Source organism: Streptomyces sp. NBC_00203 (assembly GCF_045206325.1).
Classification (GTDB): domain Bacteria; phylum Actinomycetota; class Actinomycetes; order Streptomycetales; family Streptomycetaceae; genus Streptomyces; species Streptomyces lutosisoli.
Window position 1 is genome coordinate 7,105,439 of record NZ_CP108126.1, and the last position, 14,813, is coordinate 7,120,251.

Consider the following 14,813-nt stretch of genomic DNA (forward strand, 5'->3'; position numbering starts at 1 on the left):
GTGCGGACGTATCGCAGGAAGCGCTGAACCCTCTGCCGCCCTACTCTGAAGGCATGGGCACCGATGAGCATGTCTGTCCAGCTTGCGGGCAGCCGGTCGCCACGGTTGTGCAGCGCTACAAGACGCTGGGCGCGTGGGTCCCCCGGTGGGTGGCCGGCCCCTGCTGGAACCCGAAGTGTGAGGCGTACGCCGGCGAGGCCGAGTACGTGCCCCGTGAGCGGCCGGAGGAGCCCGCCCCCACGGAGAAATCCTGACGGAGTACGCGCGGCCGTGTAGAGAAACGCGGTCCGGCTCCGACGTCCCCTGTGAGAGCCGCCCGGTACGGGCGGTCCGAGCCGAGGAAGCGAAGGAGCGGACTCATGAAGTACCTCGTGATGGTGCAGGGCACACAGGCCGACTACGAAGGCATGCGCGGCAAGGCGTCCGCGCAGGCCCCGGCCTGGAGCGAGCAGGAACTGCAGGCCATGTACGCCTACATGGGCGCGATCAACGACGACCTCGCCGAGTCCGGGGAGCTGGTCGACGGGCAGGGGCTGGCCGAGCCCGTGCGGACCCGGCTGGTCGCCCTCGGGCAGGACGGCAAGGCCGTGATCACCGACGGGCCGTACAGCGAGACCAAGGAGCTGATGGCCGGCTACTGGGTCCTGGAGTGCGCGAGCCTGGAGCGGGTCACCGAGATCGCCGAGCGCGTCGCCCGGTGCCCCGGCCCCGAGGGGCTCACCGACTACCCGGTGGTCATCCGGCCCATCCTGGACGGCGCCGGAGACATCTGCGCGGACGTCTGAGCAGTATGAGAGGCACGACCGAGGTCGAGGACCTGCTGCGCCTGCACGCGCCGCAGGTCCTCGGCGCGCTCGTACGCCGGTACGGGCACTTCGACGCCGCCGAGGACGCCGTACAGGAGGCGCTGCTCGCGGCGGCCGGGCAGTGGCCCCTCAAGGGCGTGCCCGACAATCCGCGCGGCTGGCTGATCAAGGTCGCCGCGCGGCGGCTCGTGGACTCCCTGCGGGCGGAGGAGGCGCGGCGGCTGCGGGAGGAGCGGGTGGCGGCGCTCACGCCCCGGGACGCCTTCACGGCGCCGCCGCCGGGGGCGGGCCGTGCGCCGTCGGAGGACGACACGCTGTCCCTCCTCTTCCTCTGCTGCCGGCCGGAGCTGACCCCGCCCGCGCAGATCGCGCTCACCCTGCGGGCCGTCGGCGGTCTGACCACCGCAGAGATCGCGCGGGCGTATCTCGTGCCCGAGGCGACGATGGCCCAGCGGATCAGCCGGGCCAAGCAGCGCGTCAAAGGGGTGTCCTTCGGGCGCCCGGACCACTGGGAGGAGCGGCTGCCCGCCGTCCTCCACACCCTGTACCTGATCTTCAACGAGGGCTATACGGCCACGTCCGGAGCGGCGCTCCAGCGGGCCGAACTCGCGGGGGAGGCGATCCGGCTGACCCGTATGGTCCACCGGCTGCTGCCCGAGGACCTCGAAGTGACGGGCCTACTGGCGCTGATGCTGCTGACCGACGCCCGGCGCTCCGCGCGGACCGGCCCGCACGGCGAGCTGGTGCCGCTCGACGAGCAGGACCGCGGCCTGTGGGACAAGGCGGCGGTCGAGGAGGGCGTGGCGCTGGTGACGGCGGCGCTGTCGCGGGGGCGGGCGGGTCCCTACCAGCTGCGTGCCGCCATCGCCGCCGTGCACGACGAGGCGCCCTCGGCGGCGGAGACCGACTGGCGCGAGATGCTCGGCCTGTACGACGTGCTGGTCCGCCTGGTCCCGGGCCCCGTCGAACGCCTCAACCGGGCGGTGGCGGTGGCCATGGTGCACGGGCCACGGGCCGGGCTGGCCGAACTCGGCCCGCTGGAGGACGAGCCGGTGGCCGGACACCGACTGGACGCGGTCCGCGCGCACCTGCTGGAACGCGCCGGCGACACGGCGGCGGCCCGGGCGGCCTACGAGTCGGCGGCCCGCAAGACGCTCAGCCTCCCCGAACAACGCTATTTGCACGCGCGGGCCGCACGCCTGAAGCCGTAGCGTTCGCGCTATGTCCGAACCTCTGCTGCACCTCACCGAACGCTCCCTCTGGGACGCGGCCCGCGCGTCCGGCACCTACGAGATGTCCACCCGTGGCCGCACCCTCCAGGAGGAGGGCTTCATCCACTGCTCCCTGCGTCACCAACTCGCGGGCGTGGCCGCCTTCTTGTACGGCTCCTCCACCGGCCCCGACGACCTGGACCTGGTGGTCCTCGTCATCGACGCCGAACGGGTCGGGGTGCCGGTGCGGTTCGAGGCGATGAAGCCCGGGGGCGAGGAGTTCCCGCACATCTACGGGCCGATTCCGGTGGACGCGGTCGTGGACGTGGAGAACTGGGACCAGGGCGGGGTGACGTCGGAGTGATGGCGGCGGGGGGACGGCGCCGGTTATGGCGATGGGTGCTGGCGGTGTGGACGGTCACCGTGGTCGTGGGCGGCGGCCTCACCCTCTGGCTCCAGGACTCGGCCGAGCCGCAGCGGCCGTCCGGCTGGGAGGAGAACGAGGAGAACAAGGATTCCCCGGCCCCACTCCTGCGCCTGGACGACCTGCCGTCCTCTTGCCCGAGCATCAAGAAGGGGGAGGACGGTCTCTGCTTCATTCGCCACCGTCCCTAGACCTGATCCGCCGGACAGGCCCTAGCGGAGGCTGCCCGTCCCGGGATCCCGAGGCGTCAGGCAGTACGTGCCGCCCGCCGGGTCCCGCATCACCGCCCAGCGCGCGCCGTGGTTGACCAGCGCGGCGCCCAGGTCTTCGTGCCTGGCCCGAACCGCCTCGATGTCCGAGCAGGCGATGTCGAGGTGCGCCGAGGTGGGGCGGTCGGTGTCGAGGCGTTGCAGGAGGATGCGGAAGGGGAGTGCGGCGGGGGGCTTGACCAGGTGGAACTCCGGGAGCGCGCCGGGGTGGGACGCCCAGCCGGTGAGCTCGCTCCAGAAGGTGATCTCGGTGTCGTACACGGACGGTGCCAGGTCGATGCTCACCTGGTCGAGCCGGCTGGTCGCGCCGCTCGGTCCCTCGACGACGGGCGGCCGCGTCGACTCTCCGTGCCAGGGCACCGCGCAGAACAACTGACCGCCGGGGGACCGCAGTACGGCCCACCCCTCGTGGTCGGCGACGACCTCGGCGCCCAGCCGCAGCGCCGACTCCACCAGCGCCGGTACGTCCTCGACGGCGAGGTCGAGATGCGCGCCGCCGTCGCCCGCCCCGACACCCTGTGCCTTCACGCACGCGTCGGCGCCGTCGTGCAGCAGGGTCACGAACTCGCCCTGGTCGCCGCGGGGTTCGGACAGTCGCGTCCCCGTGACCGCAGTCCAGAAGTCGGTGGCAGGGCCGAACTCCTTGATGGGGCGGTCGATGAAGGCGTAGGTCCACCGGATCGGTTCAGCGGTCATCGGGGGCGCTCCCAGTCAGACGGTCGGTACGGCTCGTACCGTCTCCTGCCCGATCAGTCCGCGCAACGAGGTTTTCACGCCCGCGACGAAGGCGTCCCGCACGCCGGGGGAGAGGACGTCCAGGGACAGATACGGGTTGAGGTCCTCCAGCTCTACGAGGAGCAGCTCACCGCTCGGCGCCCGGCAGGCGTCCACGCGCTGGATCCCGTACGCGATGTCGTTCCAGTCGACGAACCGCCGCGCGAACTCCAGGTCCTCGTCGGTCGGGTCGTACGGCTCCAGGGCCCACCGCTCGTCCGGGCGGGGCGCGTACAGGGCGTACTGGAAGGTGTGGTCGACGAAGTAGAAGGACACCTCGTAGCGGAAGTCGATGCGCGGCTGGACCAGGACATCGCCGTACGCCAGCTCGGTGAGCCGCGCGCGGGGCACGAACTCCAGGCCGATCGAGTCCGCTCCCAGCTTCGGCTTCACCACGTATTGGTCCGCCTCGGGCAGCAGCCCCAGGTCCTCCGCGCGGTCGACCGTGGGAATGACCGGGTAACCGGCGGCGGTCAGCTCCAGCAGGTAGTGCTTCCCCGCCATGTCGCCCTTGCCCGACAGCTGGTTGTACACGCGCACACCGGCCGCGACCGCGCGCTCGCGGAACGCGTCGTACTCCGCCTGGTAGTTCAGCACCGGCCCGCTGTTGCGTACGACCACCACGTCGAAGCCGTCCATCAGCGCGGCCGCGTCCAGCGGATGGCACACGGCGACGTCGAACTCCTCGCGCAGCCGTGAGGTGAGGAAGATGTCCTCGTCGCAGTACCGGCGCCCCTTGGCCGGATAGGCCAGGTCACTGACGTAGAGGATGCGAGGACGTGCGGACGGCATGGGTGGCTCCCGGTGGTGGTGATCAGCCGATGGTAGTTCCGGCGCACCGGGGGAGGCGGAGGCCGTCCGCGGCGCGGTCAGCCGCCGGAGGGCTGGTTGAAGCGCAGCATGTTGCCCGCCGGGTCGCGGAAGGCGCAGTCGCGGACGCCGTAGGGCTGGTCCATGGGTTCCTGGAGGACTTCGGCGCCGGAGGCGCGGACGCGTTCGAAGAGGGCGTCGCAGTCGGCGGTGGTGAAGATGACGCCGCGCAGCATGCCCTTGGCCAGCAGCTCGGCCATGGCCTGCCGGTCCGCGGGAGAGGCGTCCGGGTTCGCCCCCGGGGGCTCCAGGACGATCTCCACGTCCGGCTGGAGCGGCGAGCCGACCGTCACCCAGCGCATCCCCTCGAACCCGACGTCGTTGCGGACCTCCAGGCCCAGCACGTCCTGGTAGAACGCGAGCGCTTTGTCGTGGTCGTCGACGGCGATGAAGCACTGGGAGAGTTTCACGTCCATGGTGCTCACCCTAGAGGCGCGTCCCCGGTTCCGCTTCCGGGTTGCGGTGGCGGGCCGGACGGGTCAGATGCCGGGCTATGCAGGACGGGATGGGGGCGCCGTGGTCGTGCGGGCGGGCCCGGTACGCGCTCGGGGTCTCGCCGACCAGTTCCGTGAAGCGGGAGCTGAAGGAGCCGAGCGACGTACACCCCACGGCGAAGCACACCTCCGTGACCGTCATGTCGCCGCGGCGCAGCAGGGCCTTGGCGCGCTCGATCCTGCGGGTCATGAGATAGGTGTACGGCGTCTCGCCGAAGGCCGCGCGGAAACTCCGCTGGAAGTGGCCCGGCGACATCAGCGCGCTGCGCGCGAGCGTGGCCATGTCCAGCGGCTCCGCGTACTCACGGTCCATACGGTCGCGGGCCCGGCGCAGCCGGACGAGGTCCTCCAGGGTCACCACACAAGAATGGCACGGGCCACTGACAGCCGTCCCTGACACCAGCGCACCGGTGCTCGCTCTGCTGGAAGCGGCCGTCAGCGTCGCGTGGGTTCGATGGTTTCGTCGCCGTGGCGCGGTGTCGTCGCCCAGGAGGGGAGCCAGGCCGTCTGGGGGAGCGGTGCCAGGCTTCCGAAGTGGTTGATGATCGCCCGGAGTCCTGGGTGTGGATTCGCTCGGGGGAGGATGAGCGAGAGCGGGTACGCGAGCGTCGGATTCACGATCGGGATGCGGCGCAGGTCGTGGTTGGTCGGCCAGATGTACCGGTCGCGCGAACCAACGAAGGTTGCCACGTCCGCGGAGTCCGCGAGGATGTCGAGGAGTACCTCGTTGCCGAAGTTCGGGCCCGCGGCGTCGATGCGGAGGTCGAAGGCGGTGGCCAGCTGATCGTAGAACTCCGCCCATTCGCTTCGCGGCGCGATACCCGGCACCCAGATCCGGTGCCGGCGCAGCTGGGACGGTGTCAGTGTCCGTGCGGAGGCGAGCGGGTGCCGCGGGCCGACGAGGAGTTCCAGCGGGGAGTGGAACGCGTGGATCATCCGCACGTCGCGCGGCAGTGTGGCCGGGTCGGTGACCGAGCGGAACGAGGCGTCGATCTCGCCTGCCTGGACGGCGGCGACCGCCAGGCGCGGGTCGTTGACCCTGAGGGTCACCACGTCGAGGTCGGTTTCGGGATGCGACCGCCAATAGTCGTGCAGGACGACGGCCTGCGCGGATCGCAGGCCGAGAACGTCGATCCGAAGGGCCCGCGAGCCCGGTCTGATCGCGGTGACGGCGCGATCGACGCCCGTGACGATGCTCCGGGCGTGCGGGAGGAAGGCCTGGCCGTCGAGTGTCAGCTCGACCCCTCGGGCGGTGCGGGTGAACAACCGGACGTCGAGTTCGCGCTCAAGGGCTGCGATCCGCTTCGACACGGCCTGTTGCGTGACGCCGAGCTCGTCGGCCGCGTGCTGCAACTGTCCGAGCTCGGCCGCGCGGACGAACGATCGCACCGCCTCGGTATCCATTGATCCAGCGTAAACGTGCCCAACTGATGGTTGTGGCTCGCCCGGGAGCCGGTTGTTTGATCCCGTGACGGTGCGGCCGGTGTGATGTGGAGACCCGAACATCGGTTGTCGCTAGGGAGTCGCATGCGCGTGCGGTTGGGGCGCGGTTTCGGTTGGCTGTGGTCGGCCTACGCCGTCAGTACATACGGCACATGGATCGCCTTCGGCGCGTTCCCGCTGATCGCGGTTCGAGTCCTGCACTCGCCGGCGTTCGCCGTGTCGCTCCTGGAGGCGGCCGGGCTCGCCGTCGCGGCGATGGTCGCGTTCTCGCTCGGGCCGTGGGTCGAGCACCGGGCCAAGCGTCCGGTGATGATCGCGATGGACCTGATCCGGTTCGCCGCGATGGCGAGTGTCCCGATCGCGTACGTCCTCGGCCTGCTTTCCTACGGCCAGCTACTGGTCGTCTCGGTGATCTCCGGGACCGCGGGCATCGCCTTCAGTGCCGCGTCCGGCGCGTATCTGAAGCATCTCGTCCCTGGCGACCACCTCCTGGTGGCGAACGGGAGATTCGAGGGCACGAGCTGGGTGGCGACCGCGGTGGGCCCGCCCCTCGGCGGTGCGCTCATAGGGTTGCTCGGCCCGGTCGTCACGGTCATGGCCGACGCCCTCAGCTACCTGCTGTCCGCGCTCGGGGTCCTCCGCATCCGCGGAGTCGACGTCGCGGCACCCCGCGACCGGGCCACCAGATCGCGCGGGGCCGACCTTCTCGGCGGCTGGCGGTTCATCCTCCGCGACCGCGCACTGAGGCGCCTGTTCCTCAACTCAATCCTGGTCAGCGGCCTCATCATGGCCACCGCCCCGCTCCTGTCCGTCCTCCTGCTAGGCCAGTACCACTTCCCGGCCTGGCAATACGGTCTTGCCTTCGGCATTCCGGCACTCGGCGGCTTCGTGGGCGCCCGCCTCTCCGCGCGCCTCGTGACCCGCTACGGCCGGCACCGGGTCATGATCGTCTCCGGCTGGCTGCGATCGCTCTTCCCGCTCGGCCTCACGTTCGTCCGTCCCGGTATCCCCGGACTCCTCACCGTGATCATCGTCGAGGGCCTGCTGATCACCAGCATGGGCGTCTTCAATCCGATCTACGCGACAGAACGCCTGCGACGGACTCCCGCGGATCTCACCGCCCAAGTCCTCAGTACGTGGAGTGCCATCAGCAAACTCCTGCAAGCTGCCCTGATGGTGATCTGGGGCGTTCTCGCCACCCTCACCGGCCCGCTCGCCGCGATCACCATGTCCGGCGTTCTCCTGCTCGCCACCCCGATCCTGCTGCCCAAGCGGATCCATTTGTCCGCACCTGGCAGGGAGAACAAGACCGCACCCGGACCGTCAGGGACGCCGAGTTCGGCGGCCTGCGGACCGGGTGCGGGCAGGTAGACCAGGCGACCGAAAAAATCGCAGGTCAAGCGGCATGATCGAAGATCAGGCCTTCTTGGTCTCCCAGAAGATCTTGTCGATCTGGGCGATGTAGTCCAGCGCCTTCTGGCCCGTCGCCGGGTCCGTGGACGCCTTGGCGGCCGAGAGGGCCTTCAGGGCGTCGTTGACCAGCTGGTGCAGCTCCGGGTACTTCTCGAAGTGCGGGGGCTTGAAGTAGTCGCTCCAGAGCACCGAGACGTGGTGCTTGGCGAGCTCGGCGCGCTGCTCCTTGATGACCGTGGCGCGAGCCTGGAAGTGCGGGTCGTCGTTGCCGGCCATCTTTTCCTGGACGGCCTTCACCGACTCCGCCTCGATGCGGGCCTGGGCCGGGTCGTACACACCGCAGGGCAGGTCGCAGTGTGCGCTGACCTTGACCTTGGGGGCAAACAGGCGGGAGAGCATTGAGCTGTCCTTCCTCGTGATCGTCTTCTCAGGTGGGACATTACTCCGTAGGAGACGTCTTTTCGCGAGTGCCCCCATGGGCTTAGGACAAAAGTCCAGGGTGAAACTGGGACTCGTGGAGGATAGGACCGGGGAGGTGCCGGTGATGCCGGAGCTGTCGCAGGAGACCGAGCGTGGGAGGGCCGTCTTGCCGTTTGGGGCGGCCGAGGTGACGGGACCGTCCATGGTGCCCACGCTCCAGCACGGGGATCGGCTCGTCGTGCAGTGGGGGGCACGGGTCCGGCCCGGGGACGTGGTCGTGCTGCGGCATCCGTTCCAGCAGGATCTGCTGGTCGTGAAGCGGGTCGCCGAGCGGCGGGACGGGGGCTGGTGGGTGCTCGGGGACAACGCGTTCGCCGGGGGCGACAGCACTGACTACGGAACCGTGCCCGAGGAACTCGTCCTCGCGAAGGTGCGGTTCCGGTACCGGCCCCTGAAGGGCGGTCAGCGCTCGCCGGCCGCCGTCGTGCGGTGGGTGTTCGGGGCCGCCAGGCCCGTGCTGTCCGACCGGTCCGCCTCCAAGCGCTTGCGGGCGCGGTAGGCCGCCACGTTGGCGCGGGTCGCGCAGCGGTCCGAGCAGTAGCGCCGGGAACGGTTCGTCGAGGTGTCCAGGTAGGCGTTGCGGCAGGGCGCTGCCTGGCACAGGCCCAGCCGGTCGACGCCGTACTCGGTGAGGTGGAAGGCGAGACCCATCGCGGCGATCGCCGCGAAGCCCGCCGTCGCGTTCGACGGATGGTCCGCCAAGTGCATGTGCCACAGGGGGCGCCCGTCGTCGTCCCGGTGGTCGTGCCCGGAGATCTGCGGGCTCACCGGGAACTCCAGCAGGAGTGAGTTCAGCAGGTCCACGGCGAGGGTCTCGTCGCCGCCGTCCGCCGACTCGAAGACCGCCCGCAGTCGGGCTCGTACGGAACGGAAGCGGGTGACGTCCGCGTCCGTGGCGCGGCGGGCCGCCTGGGCGTTGCCCCCGAAGAGGTCGCGGACGGCCTCGACCGAGGTCAGTGAGTCCTTGCCCCGGGCCGGCTCCTCGCTGTTGACGAGACGTACAGCGTAATCCGAGTAATAGGCCAGTTCCACTTGTAGTCCTTACGAGGGCGCTCTATCGTCGTGACTGCGGTCAGGTAACAGATGATCGTGCTTCCAGGGTATTACGAGGCGTGGCGAAGAAGGGGCTTCCATGACCACGACGACCGGAACGAGCACCACGACCGCACCCGACTGGCCCGCCTGGCAGGAGAGCTGGGACCGGCAGCAGGAGTGGTACATGCCGGACCGCGAGGAGCGTTTCCGGGTGATGCTCGACATGGTCGAGGCCCTGGTCGGGCCCGAGCCGCGCGTCCTCGACCTCGCCTGCGGCACCGGCACCATCACGGCCCGGCTGCTCGCCCGCTTCCCGAAGGCCGTCAGCACCGGCGTCGACCTCGACCCCGCGCTGCTCACCATCGCCGAGGGCACCTTCGAGGGCGACGACCGGGTCTCCTTCGTCACGGCCGACCTCAAGGACCCGCAGTGGACCACGCTGCTGCCGTACGACTCGTACGACGCCGTCCTGACCGCCACGGCCCTGCACTGGCTGCACAGCGAACCCCTCGCGGCCCTCTACGGTCAGGTCGCGGAACTCGTCCGCGACGGCGGTGTCTTCATGAACGCCGACCACATGATCGACGAGTCGACGCCCAGGATCAACGCGGCCGAGCGCGCCCAGCGCCACGCCCGCATGGATCAGGCCAAGTCGGACGGCGCCCTCGACTGGGCCGAATGGTGGGAGGTGGCCGCGAAGGACCCCGTCCTCGCCGCGCCCACCGCCCGCCGTTTCGAGATCTACGGTGAGCACGCCGACGGTGACATGCCGTCCGCCGACTGGCACGCGCGCGTACTGCGCGAGAAGGGCTTCGGGGAGGCCCGTCCGGTGTGGCGCTCACCCTCGGACGCGCTGGTGCTCGCCGTCAAGTAGCCACGGGGGTACGCGTTTTCGGAGGCGGTACGGAAATTCCGTACCGCCTCTTCTGCAACCCCCCGGGCATCCCGCCGCACTGGAAGGGTGAGACGGCCCGCGACCGCGGGCCGGGGAAGGGGGCGGGATGACGCGCGGCGAGGAAGCCGCTCTGCACGCCTTCGTGGAGGGCAGACGCACGGCGCTGTTCCGCAGCGCCTATCTGCTGTGCGGCAACCGCGACGAGGCGGAGGATCTCGTTCAGACGACCCTGGTGAAGGTCGTCCTCGGCGCGCGCCGGCACGGACGCCTCGACAACCTCGAGGCCTACGCGCGCAAAACGCTGGTCAACACCTTCATCTCCGCCCGCCGCCGGTTCTGGCGGCGTGAACAGGCGTACGGCGAAGTGCCGGACGTGGCGGGGCGGTCGGTCGACAGCGACACCGGACTCATGGTGCGGGCCGCCCTCGCGGAACTCGCGCCCAGGCAGCGGGCCGTGCTGGTGCTGCGCTACTGGGACGACCTGAGCGTGGCCGCCACCGCTCAGCTGCTCGGGATGCGGGAGAGCACGGTCAAGAGCCATACGGCCAGGGGACTCGCGGCGCTGAGGGCCGCGGTGCGGGAGGAATACGTATGAATCAGCTGAATCAGCGGGAAGTTGAGGCGGAACACGTCAAGGAGCTGCTCGGGCGGGCCGTGGACACCGTGCGGGCGCCGGGGAACCGCGGCAGCGAGGCCGTCTTCGCGCAGGCCTCGCGGGTACGGCTGAGGCGGCGCGCGGCGGCCACGGGCGTCGCGGCGGCGACCGTCGCGGCGGGTCTGGTCCTCGGGCCTGGGCTGATGAGCGACGGCCAGGGGGCGAGGGTGGCCAGTGCGCCCACCGCGGGGGACTTCACCACCAGGGCGGGCACGTTCGAGAAGCTGCTGCCCGACGGGACCGGCAAGATCAGCGAGGTCTCGCTGCTGCGCCTGGTCAAGCAGGTGCCGAAGGCCCCGCTGCGCAAGCCTGTCGGGCCGTACGACGGTGACTACGCCGTCGGCCGGGACGGCGGTGTCGGATACATCTCGGTGACTCTGGCCACCCGCAAGGAGGCTCAGGCCAAGTCGGACGGCAAGGGCATCGAGGACCCGTGCAAGGACGCCCCCAAGGACGGGCGGGTGGGCTGCACCTCCCAGAAGCTGTCCAACGGCAACCTCCTGGGCATCTGGCAGGAGGGCGAAGCGGATGCCGGCTCGTACCCGACCTGGGGCCCGACGTTCAGTGCCGTCCTGAAGCTGACGGACGGCAGGGTCCTGCATGTCCGGGACACCGGCGGCTTCCTGGGCAAGGGCCAGCTGGGCCCGCTGCTCAAGACCCCGCCGCTGACCCGGGATCAGCTGCACAAGCTGATCCTGAACCCGAAGCTGCTGCCGTAGCGGGCGGGGCATGAAGAAGGGGCGGTACGGGAGAGATCCCGTACCGCCCCTTCATCAGTGACGCAGAAGGCTCACAGCACCTTGGACAGGAACGACTTCGTCCGCTCGTGCTGCGGGTCCGTCAGGACGTCGCGCGGGTTGCCGGACTCGACCACCACACCGCCGTCCATGAAGACCAGCGAGTCGCCCACCTCGCGGGCGAAGCCCATCTCGTGCGTGACGACGATCATCGTCATACCCGACTCGGCGAGGTCGCGCATGACGTCGAGGACGTCACCGACCAGCTCCGGGTCGAGCGCCGAGGTCGGCTCGTCGAAGAGCATCAGCTTCGGGTCCATGGCCAGCGCACGGGCGATGGCCACGCGCTGCTGCTGGCCGCCGGAGAGCTGCGAGGGGTAGTTCTTCGCCTTGTCGGCCAGGCCCACGCGCTCCAGCAGCTGGCCCGCGCGCTCCCGCGCCTGGGCCCTGCTGACGCCCTTGACCTGGACCGGCGCCTCCATGACGTTGTCCAGCGCCGTCATGTGCGGGAACAGGTTGAAGCGCTGGAAGACCATGCCGATGTCCCGGCGCTTCAGCGCGACCTCGCTGTCCTTGAGCTCGTACAGCTTGTCGCCCTTCTGGCGGTAGCCGACCAGCTCGCCGTCGACGTACAGGCGACCGGCGTTGATCTTCTCAAGGTGGTTGATGCACCGCAGGAAGGTCGACTTGCCGGAGCCGGACGGGCCGATGAGGCAGAACACCTCGCCGGTGTTCACCTGAAGGTCGATGCCCTTGAGGACCTCGACGCTGCCGAAGGACTTGTGGACGCCCTCGGACTTCACCATCGCGGTCATCACACGGCTCCCCTCGGGCTGCCCTTCGAGAACAGGTTGGCCCTGATCTTCTGGAAGACGGTCGGCGGCAGACTCCGGCTGGAACCCTTCGCGTAGTAGCGCTCCAGGTAGTACTGGAAGACGCTGAACACGCTGGTCATGGCCAGGTACCAGATCGAGGCGACGAAGAGCATCTCCATCACAGCGTACGACGTGGAACCGATGGCCGATGTGGAGCGCAGCAGCTCGTTGTACGTGACCGCGTACACCAACGACGAGGTCTTGAGCATGTTGATGAACTCGTTGCCGGTCGGCGGCACGATCACACGCATCGCCTGCGGGATCACGATCCGGCGCAGGGTCTTGGTGTGGCTCATGCCCAGGGCGTGCGACGCCTCCGTCTGGCCCTCGTCGACGGCCAGCAGGCCGGCGCGGCAGATCTCCGCCATGTACGCGGCCTCGTTCAGGCCGAGGCCCAGGAGGGCGCACATGAACGGGGTCATGACGTCGGTCATCTCGTTCTTGTAGATCGGACCGAGATTGAGGACGGGGAAGATCAGCGCCAGGTTGAACCAGAGCAGCAGCTGGACGTAGACCGGGGTGCCGCGGAAGAACCAGATGTACAGCCAGGCGACGGTGCTGGTCACCGGGTTCTTCGAGAGGCGCATCACCGCGAGGAGGATGCCCAGCACCACACCCACGATCATGGCGAGCACGCTGATCAGCAGCGTACGGCCCGCGCCCTTGACGACGCTGGACTCGAAGAGCTGGTCACCGACCGTGTGCCACTGGATGTCGCCCTGCGAGAACGCGTAGATGAGCGCGACGAGAAGCGCGACGACGATGATGCCGCTGGCCCACCGGCCGTAGTGCGGCACCGGGATCGCCTTGATGGCCTCCGGGTTGGTTCCGGACGCCGAGGTCTTGGAGACCGGGCCTCCCGGAGGCGGGGTGTCCTCGGGGGACTTGTCGAGATTGTCAGTCACGTGACTGCCCTTCAGTGGTGCGCCGGCTCACTTGCCGCCGTTGATCGCGGACTGCTCGATCGCGCCGGACTCCGCGCCCCACTTCTCAAGGACCTTCTGGTACGAACCGTCCTTGATGATCGCGTCGACGGCTTCCTTCAGCACGTCACGCAGCTCGGTGTTCTGCTTGTCGAGGATGATGCCGAACGGGCCGGCGTCGTACTGCTTGTTGATCACCTCGTAGGCGTTGCCGCCATCGGCCTTGCGGGCCAGGTCCAGGGCGACCGGGTAGTCGTTGATGCCGGCCACCGCGCCGCCGGACTTCACGCGGGTCTGGGCCTCGGTGTCGTTGTCGAACGACTCGATGTTGATGGCCTTCTTGCCATCGGTCGTGCACTTCTTCGACTGGTCCTTGAGCGCCTGCTCGTAGGTGGTGCCCCGCTGCACGGCAGCGGTCTTGCCACAGAGGTCCTCGATGCCCGTGATCTTCTCCGGGTTGCCCTTCTTGACGTAGATGGCAGTACCGGCGGTGAAGTAGTCGACGAAGTCGACGCCCTCGCCGAGCTTCTTGCCCTTGTCGTCCAGGCCCTCCTGGCGCTGCTTGTTGTCCGTGATGGACGACATCGCGATGTCGTAGCGGCCCGAGTTCACGGCGGTGATCAGACCGTCGAAGGAGCCGGAGGTGAACTGGAACTTCACGCCGAGCTGCTTGGCGAGCGCGTCGGCCAGGTCCGGGTCGACGCCGACGATCTTGCCGCCCTCGGTCGACTCCATCGGGGCGTACTCGGCGTTCGTGCCGACCTTGATGACGCCCGCGTCCTGGATCTTCTTCGGAAGCTTGGAGAAGAGGGGAGCGCTGTTGGACTTGGAGGACTCGGTGGAGCTGCTGCCTCCACCGTTCGTCTGGTCACCGCAGCCGGTGAGGATCAGGGCGCCCGCGACCGCGATCGCGCCGACCGCTGCTGTCCGGGAGCGCATGGCGGTCGTACGACGGGTGGTGCCTGCGGTCATTTGGGGTTCCTCCGGCGGATGAGGGAGTAGCCGATAGGTCGACGAGAACACACACCTTCGGGTGTCGCGACCTTGTGTGATGACGGCATCTTGCCATTCGGACCAAGGCATTCAGGGGACTCGCTATGTCAAAATCGGATAACGGGTGACCCCCGAACCGCTACCAGCCGGTACATCAAGGCCGGACCTTATGCGGGAATCCTTCCTTCCGACCGGAAGATCTTCGGCGCATCTCAGGATGCGGGCGGCCGCTACTCCGCACCTGCGGTGACATGTGGGCAAGTCGTGGACTTGTCCACATATTCGGCTATGAGTCATGTCACCGGCGTGTGACCTTGGCGTTATGGACTCGTCGTCAGCACCATCCGTCCGGTAAGAAGGTTCTTTACACCCCTCATCCGGGGCTCAGGGCGCGTGTGCGGCGCGCCCGTCGCGCAAACGCCCGTACGCAACCACGGCGGCTGGGCTTGCGCGGTGCCCGCCCACCCCTCAACCAGGAGTGGTCACCCTCAAACATTAAAGACTTAAGGGGTAAAA

At 69.1% G+C, this 14,813-nt stretch carries 20 protein-coding genes; 10 read left to right on the top strand and 10 right to left on the bottom strand.

All coding sequences use genetic code 11. From position 1 onward, the window contains the following. The first annotated feature begins 53 nt into the window (after positions 1-53). The 5 genes from OG975_RS31890 to OG975_RS31910 all read left to right on the top strand — a co-directional run bounded on the left by OG975_RS31890 (position 54) and on the right by OG975_RS31910 (position 2,632). Positions 54-254 carry a hypothetical protein gene (locus OG975_RS31890; protein ID WP_406332775.1) on the top strand — a complete coding sequence of 67 codons (201 nt, stop codon included), beginning with the start codon at positions 54-56 and terminating at the stop codon, positions 252-254. A 105-nt stretch (positions 255-359) separates the two neighbouring features. After that, on the top strand, positions 360-785 hold the full coding sequence (locus OG975_RS31895) for a YciI family protein (protein WP_406332776.1): 426 nt from the start codon (positions 360-362) through the stop codon (positions 783-785). A 5-nt stretch (positions 786-790) separates the two neighbouring features. Continuing rightward, on the top strand, positions 791-2,017 hold the full coding sequence (locus OG975_RS31900) for an RNA polymerase sigma factor (RefSeq protein WP_406332777.1): 1,227 nt from the start codon (positions 791-793) through the stop codon (positions 2,015-2,017). A gap of 10 nt (positions 2,018-2,027) precedes the next feature. After that, positions 2,028-2,381 (top strand): DUF952 domain-containing protein, encoded by a 354-nt coding sequence (locus OG975_RS31905; protein WP_406332778.1) that lies wholly within the window; start codon positions 2,028-2,030, stop codon positions 2,379-2,381. After that, the gene (locus OG975_RS31910) at positions 2,381-2,632 is read left to right on the top strand and encodes a hypothetical protein (RefSeq protein WP_406332779.1); all 252 of its coding nucleotides are present in this window, start codon (positions 2,381-2,383) and stop codon (positions 2,630-2,632) included. The genes OG975_RS31905 and OG975_RS31910 overlap by 1 nt, the downstream gene beginning before the upstream one ends. 21 nt (positions 2,633-2,653) lie before the next feature. Here the strand turns inward: OG975_RS31910 and OG975_RS31915 are convergent, their stop codons facing one another. The 5 genes from OG975_RS31915 to OG975_RS31935 form a co-directional block, all read right to left on the bottom strand. Continuing rightward, the gene (locus OG975_RS31915; protein WP_406332780.1) at positions 2,654-3,406 is read right to left on the bottom strand and encodes a VOC family protein; all 753 of its coding nucleotides are present in this window, start codon (positions 3,404-3,406) and stop codon (positions 2,654-2,656) included. A gap of 15 nt (positions 3,407-3,421) precedes the next feature. Continuing rightward, positions 3,422-4,276, bottom strand: coding sequence for a hypothetical protein (locus tag OG975_RS31920; protein WP_406332781.1), 855 nt, complete (start codon positions 4,274-4,276; stop codon positions 3,422-3,424). Positions 4,277-4,353: 77 nt separating this feature from the next. Then, positions 4,354-4,770, bottom strand: a complete 417-nt coding sequence (locus OG975_RS31925; RefSeq protein WP_406332782.1) for a VOC family protein — start codon at positions 4,768-4,770, stop codon at positions 4,354-4,356. Between the two features lie 10 nt (positions 4,771-4,780). Further along, the gene (locus OG975_RS31930; RefSeq protein ID WP_330307234.1) at positions 4,781-5,206 is read right to left on the bottom strand and encodes a helix-turn-helix transcriptional regulator; all 426 of its coding nucleotides are present in this window, start codon (positions 5,204-5,206) and stop codon (positions 4,781-4,783) included. A gap of 77 nt (positions 5,207-5,283) precedes the next feature. Then, positions 5,284-6,252, bottom strand: a complete 969-nt coding sequence (locus OG975_RS31935) for a LysR family transcriptional regulator (protein WP_406332783.1) — start codon at positions 6,250-6,252, stop codon at positions 5,284-5,286. Between the two features lie 123 nt (positions 6,253-6,375). Between OG975_RS31935 and OG975_RS31940 the strand changes: the two genes are divergently transcribed. Beyond that, positions 6,376-7,662, top strand: coding sequence for an MFS transporter (locus OG975_RS31940; protein ID WP_406332784.1), 1,287 nt, complete (start codon positions 6,376-6,378; stop codon positions 7,660-7,662). Between the two features lie 45 nt (positions 7,663-7,707). Here the strand turns inward: OG975_RS31940 and sodN are convergent, their stop codons facing one another. Beyond that, on the bottom strand, positions 7,708-8,103 hold the full coding sequence (gene sodN, locus OG975_RS31945) for a superoxide dismutase, Ni (RefSeq protein WP_023546844.1): 396 nt from the start codon (positions 8,101-8,103) through the stop codon (positions 7,708-7,710). Between the two features lie 145 nt (positions 8,104-8,248). Between sodN and sodX the strand changes: the two genes are divergently transcribed. After that, positions 8,249-8,683 (top strand): nickel-type superoxide dismutase maturation protease, encoded by a 435-nt coding sequence (gene sodX, locus OG975_RS31950; protein ID WP_406336555.1) that lies wholly within the window; start codon positions 8,249-8,251, stop codon positions 8,681-8,683. On the opposite strand, the gene OG975_RS31955 is transcribed toward sodX, so the two are convergent. Further along, entirely contained in the window at positions 8,587-9,216 is a 630-nt protein-coding gene (locus OG975_RS31955) for a CGNR zinc finger domain-containing protein (RefSeq protein ID WP_406332785.1), read from the bottom strand. The genes sodX and OG975_RS31955 overlap by 97 nt on opposite strands. 100 nt (positions 9,217-9,316) lie before the next feature. Here OG975_RS31955 and OG975_RS31960 point away from each other — a divergent pair, with 100 nt between their 5' ends. The 3 genes from OG975_RS31960 (at position 9,317) to OG975_RS31970 (ending at position 11,488) form a co-directional block, all read left to right on the top strand. After that, on the top strand, positions 9,317-10,093 hold the full coding sequence (locus OG975_RS31960; protein ID WP_406332786.1) for a class I SAM-dependent methyltransferase: 777 nt from the start codon (positions 9,317-9,319) through the stop codon (positions 10,091-10,093). A gap of 127 nt (positions 10,094-10,220) precedes the next feature. Next, entirely contained in the window at positions 10,221-10,709 is a 489-nt protein-coding gene (locus OG975_RS31965; RefSeq protein ID WP_406332787.1) for a sigma-70 family RNA polymerase sigma factor, read from the top strand. Beyond that, on the top strand, positions 10,706-11,488 hold the full coding sequence (locus OG975_RS31970; RefSeq protein WP_406332788.1) for a hypothetical protein: 783 nt from the start codon (positions 10,706-10,708) through the stop codon (positions 11,486-11,488). The genes OG975_RS31965 and OG975_RS31970 overlap by 4 nt, the downstream gene beginning before the upstream one ends. 71 nt (positions 11,489-11,559) lie before the next feature. Here OG975_RS31970 and OG975_RS31975 read toward each other — a convergent pair whose 3' ends face one another. Genes OG975_RS31975 through OG975_RS31985 form a run of 3 tightly spaced genes read right to left on the bottom strand, consistent with a single transcriptional unit; the run spans position 11,560 to position 14,276 of the window. Then, complete coding sequence (locus OG975_RS31975; RefSeq protein WP_406332789.1) at positions 11,560-12,321, bottom strand: amino acid ABC transporter ATP-binding protein; 762 nt, start codon at positions 12,319-12,321, stop codon at positions 11,560-11,562. After that, a complete protein-coding gene (locus tag OG975_RS31980; RefSeq protein ID WP_406332790.1) occupies positions 12,321-13,286 on the bottom strand; it encodes an amino acid ABC transporter permease in 966 nt (321 codons plus the stop codon). Before OG975_RS31980 ends, OG975_RS31975 begins: the two co-directional genes overlap by 1 nt. 27 nt (positions 13,287-13,313) lie before the next feature. Beyond that, on the bottom strand, positions 13,314-14,276 hold the full coding sequence (locus OG975_RS31985) for an ABC transporter substrate-binding protein (RefSeq protein WP_406332791.1): 963 nt from the start codon (positions 14,274-14,276) through the stop codon (positions 13,314-13,316). Positions 14,277-14,813 lie beyond the last annotated feature (537 nt).

Coding starts and splice junctions, on each gene's coding strand:
- OG975_RS31910 (WP_406332779.1), top strand. CDS start 2,381: ATGGCGGCGGGGGGACGGCGCCGGTTATGGCGATGGGTGCTGGCGGTG.
- OG975_RS31935 (WP_406332783.1), bottom strand. CDS start 6,252: ATGGATACCGAGGCGGTGCGATCGTTCGTCCGCGCGGCCGAGCTCGGA.
- OG975_RS31985 (WP_406332791.1), bottom strand. CDS start 14,276: ATGACCGCAGGCACCACCCGTCGTACGACCGCCATGCGCTCCCGGACA.
- OG975_RS31915 (WP_406332780.1), bottom strand. CDS start 3,406: ATGACCGCTGAACCGATCCGGTGGACCTACGCCTTCATCGACCGCCCC.
- OG975_RS31895 (WP_406332776.1), top strand. CDS start 360: ATGAAGTACCTCGTGATGGTGCAGGGCACACAGGCCGACTACGAAGGC.
- sodX (WP_406336555.1), top strand. CDS start 8,249: ATGCCGGAGCTGTCGCAGGAGACCGAGCGTGGGAGGGCCGTCTTGCCG.
- OG975_RS31970 (WP_406332788.1), top strand. CDS start 10,706: ATGAATCAGCTGAATCAGCGGGAAGTTGAGGCGGAACACGTCAAGGAG.
- OG975_RS31960 (WP_406332786.1), top strand. CDS start 9,317: ATGACCACGACGACCGGAACGAGCACCACGACCGCACCCGACTGGCCC.
- OG975_RS31965 (WP_406332787.1), top strand. CDS start 10,221: ATGACGCGCGGCGAGGAAGCCGCTCTGCACGCCTTCGTGGAGGGCAGA.
- OG975_RS31920 (WP_406332781.1), bottom strand. CDS start 4,276: ATGCCGTCCGCACGTCCTCGCATCCTCTACGTCAGTGACCTGGCCTAT.
- OG975_RS31975 (WP_406332789.1), bottom strand. CDS start 12,321: ATGACCGCGATGGTGAAGTCCGAGGGCGTCCACAAGTCCTTCGGCAGC.
- OG975_RS31940 (WP_406332784.1), top strand. CDS start 6,376: ATGCGCGTGCGGTTGGGGCGCGGTTTCGGTTGGCTGTGGTCGGCCTAC.
- OG975_RS31925 (WP_406332782.1), bottom strand. CDS start 4,770: ATGGACGTGAAACTCTCCCAGTGCTTCATCGCCGTCGACGACCACGAC.
- sodN (WP_023546844.1), bottom strand. CDS start 8,103: ATGCTCTCCCGCCTGTTTGCCCCCAAGGTCAAGGTCAGCGCACACTGC.
- OG975_RS31890 (WP_406332775.1), top strand. CDS start 54: ATGGGCACCGATGAGCATGTCTGTCCAGCTTGCGGGCAGCCGGTCGCC.
- OG975_RS31900 (WP_406332777.1), top strand. CDS start 791: ATGAGAGGCACGACCGAGGTCGAGGACCTGCTGCGCCTGCACGCGCCG.
- OG975_RS31905 (WP_406332778.1), top strand. CDS start 2,028: ATGTCCGAACCTCTGCTGCACCTCACCGAACGCTCCCTCTGGGACGCG.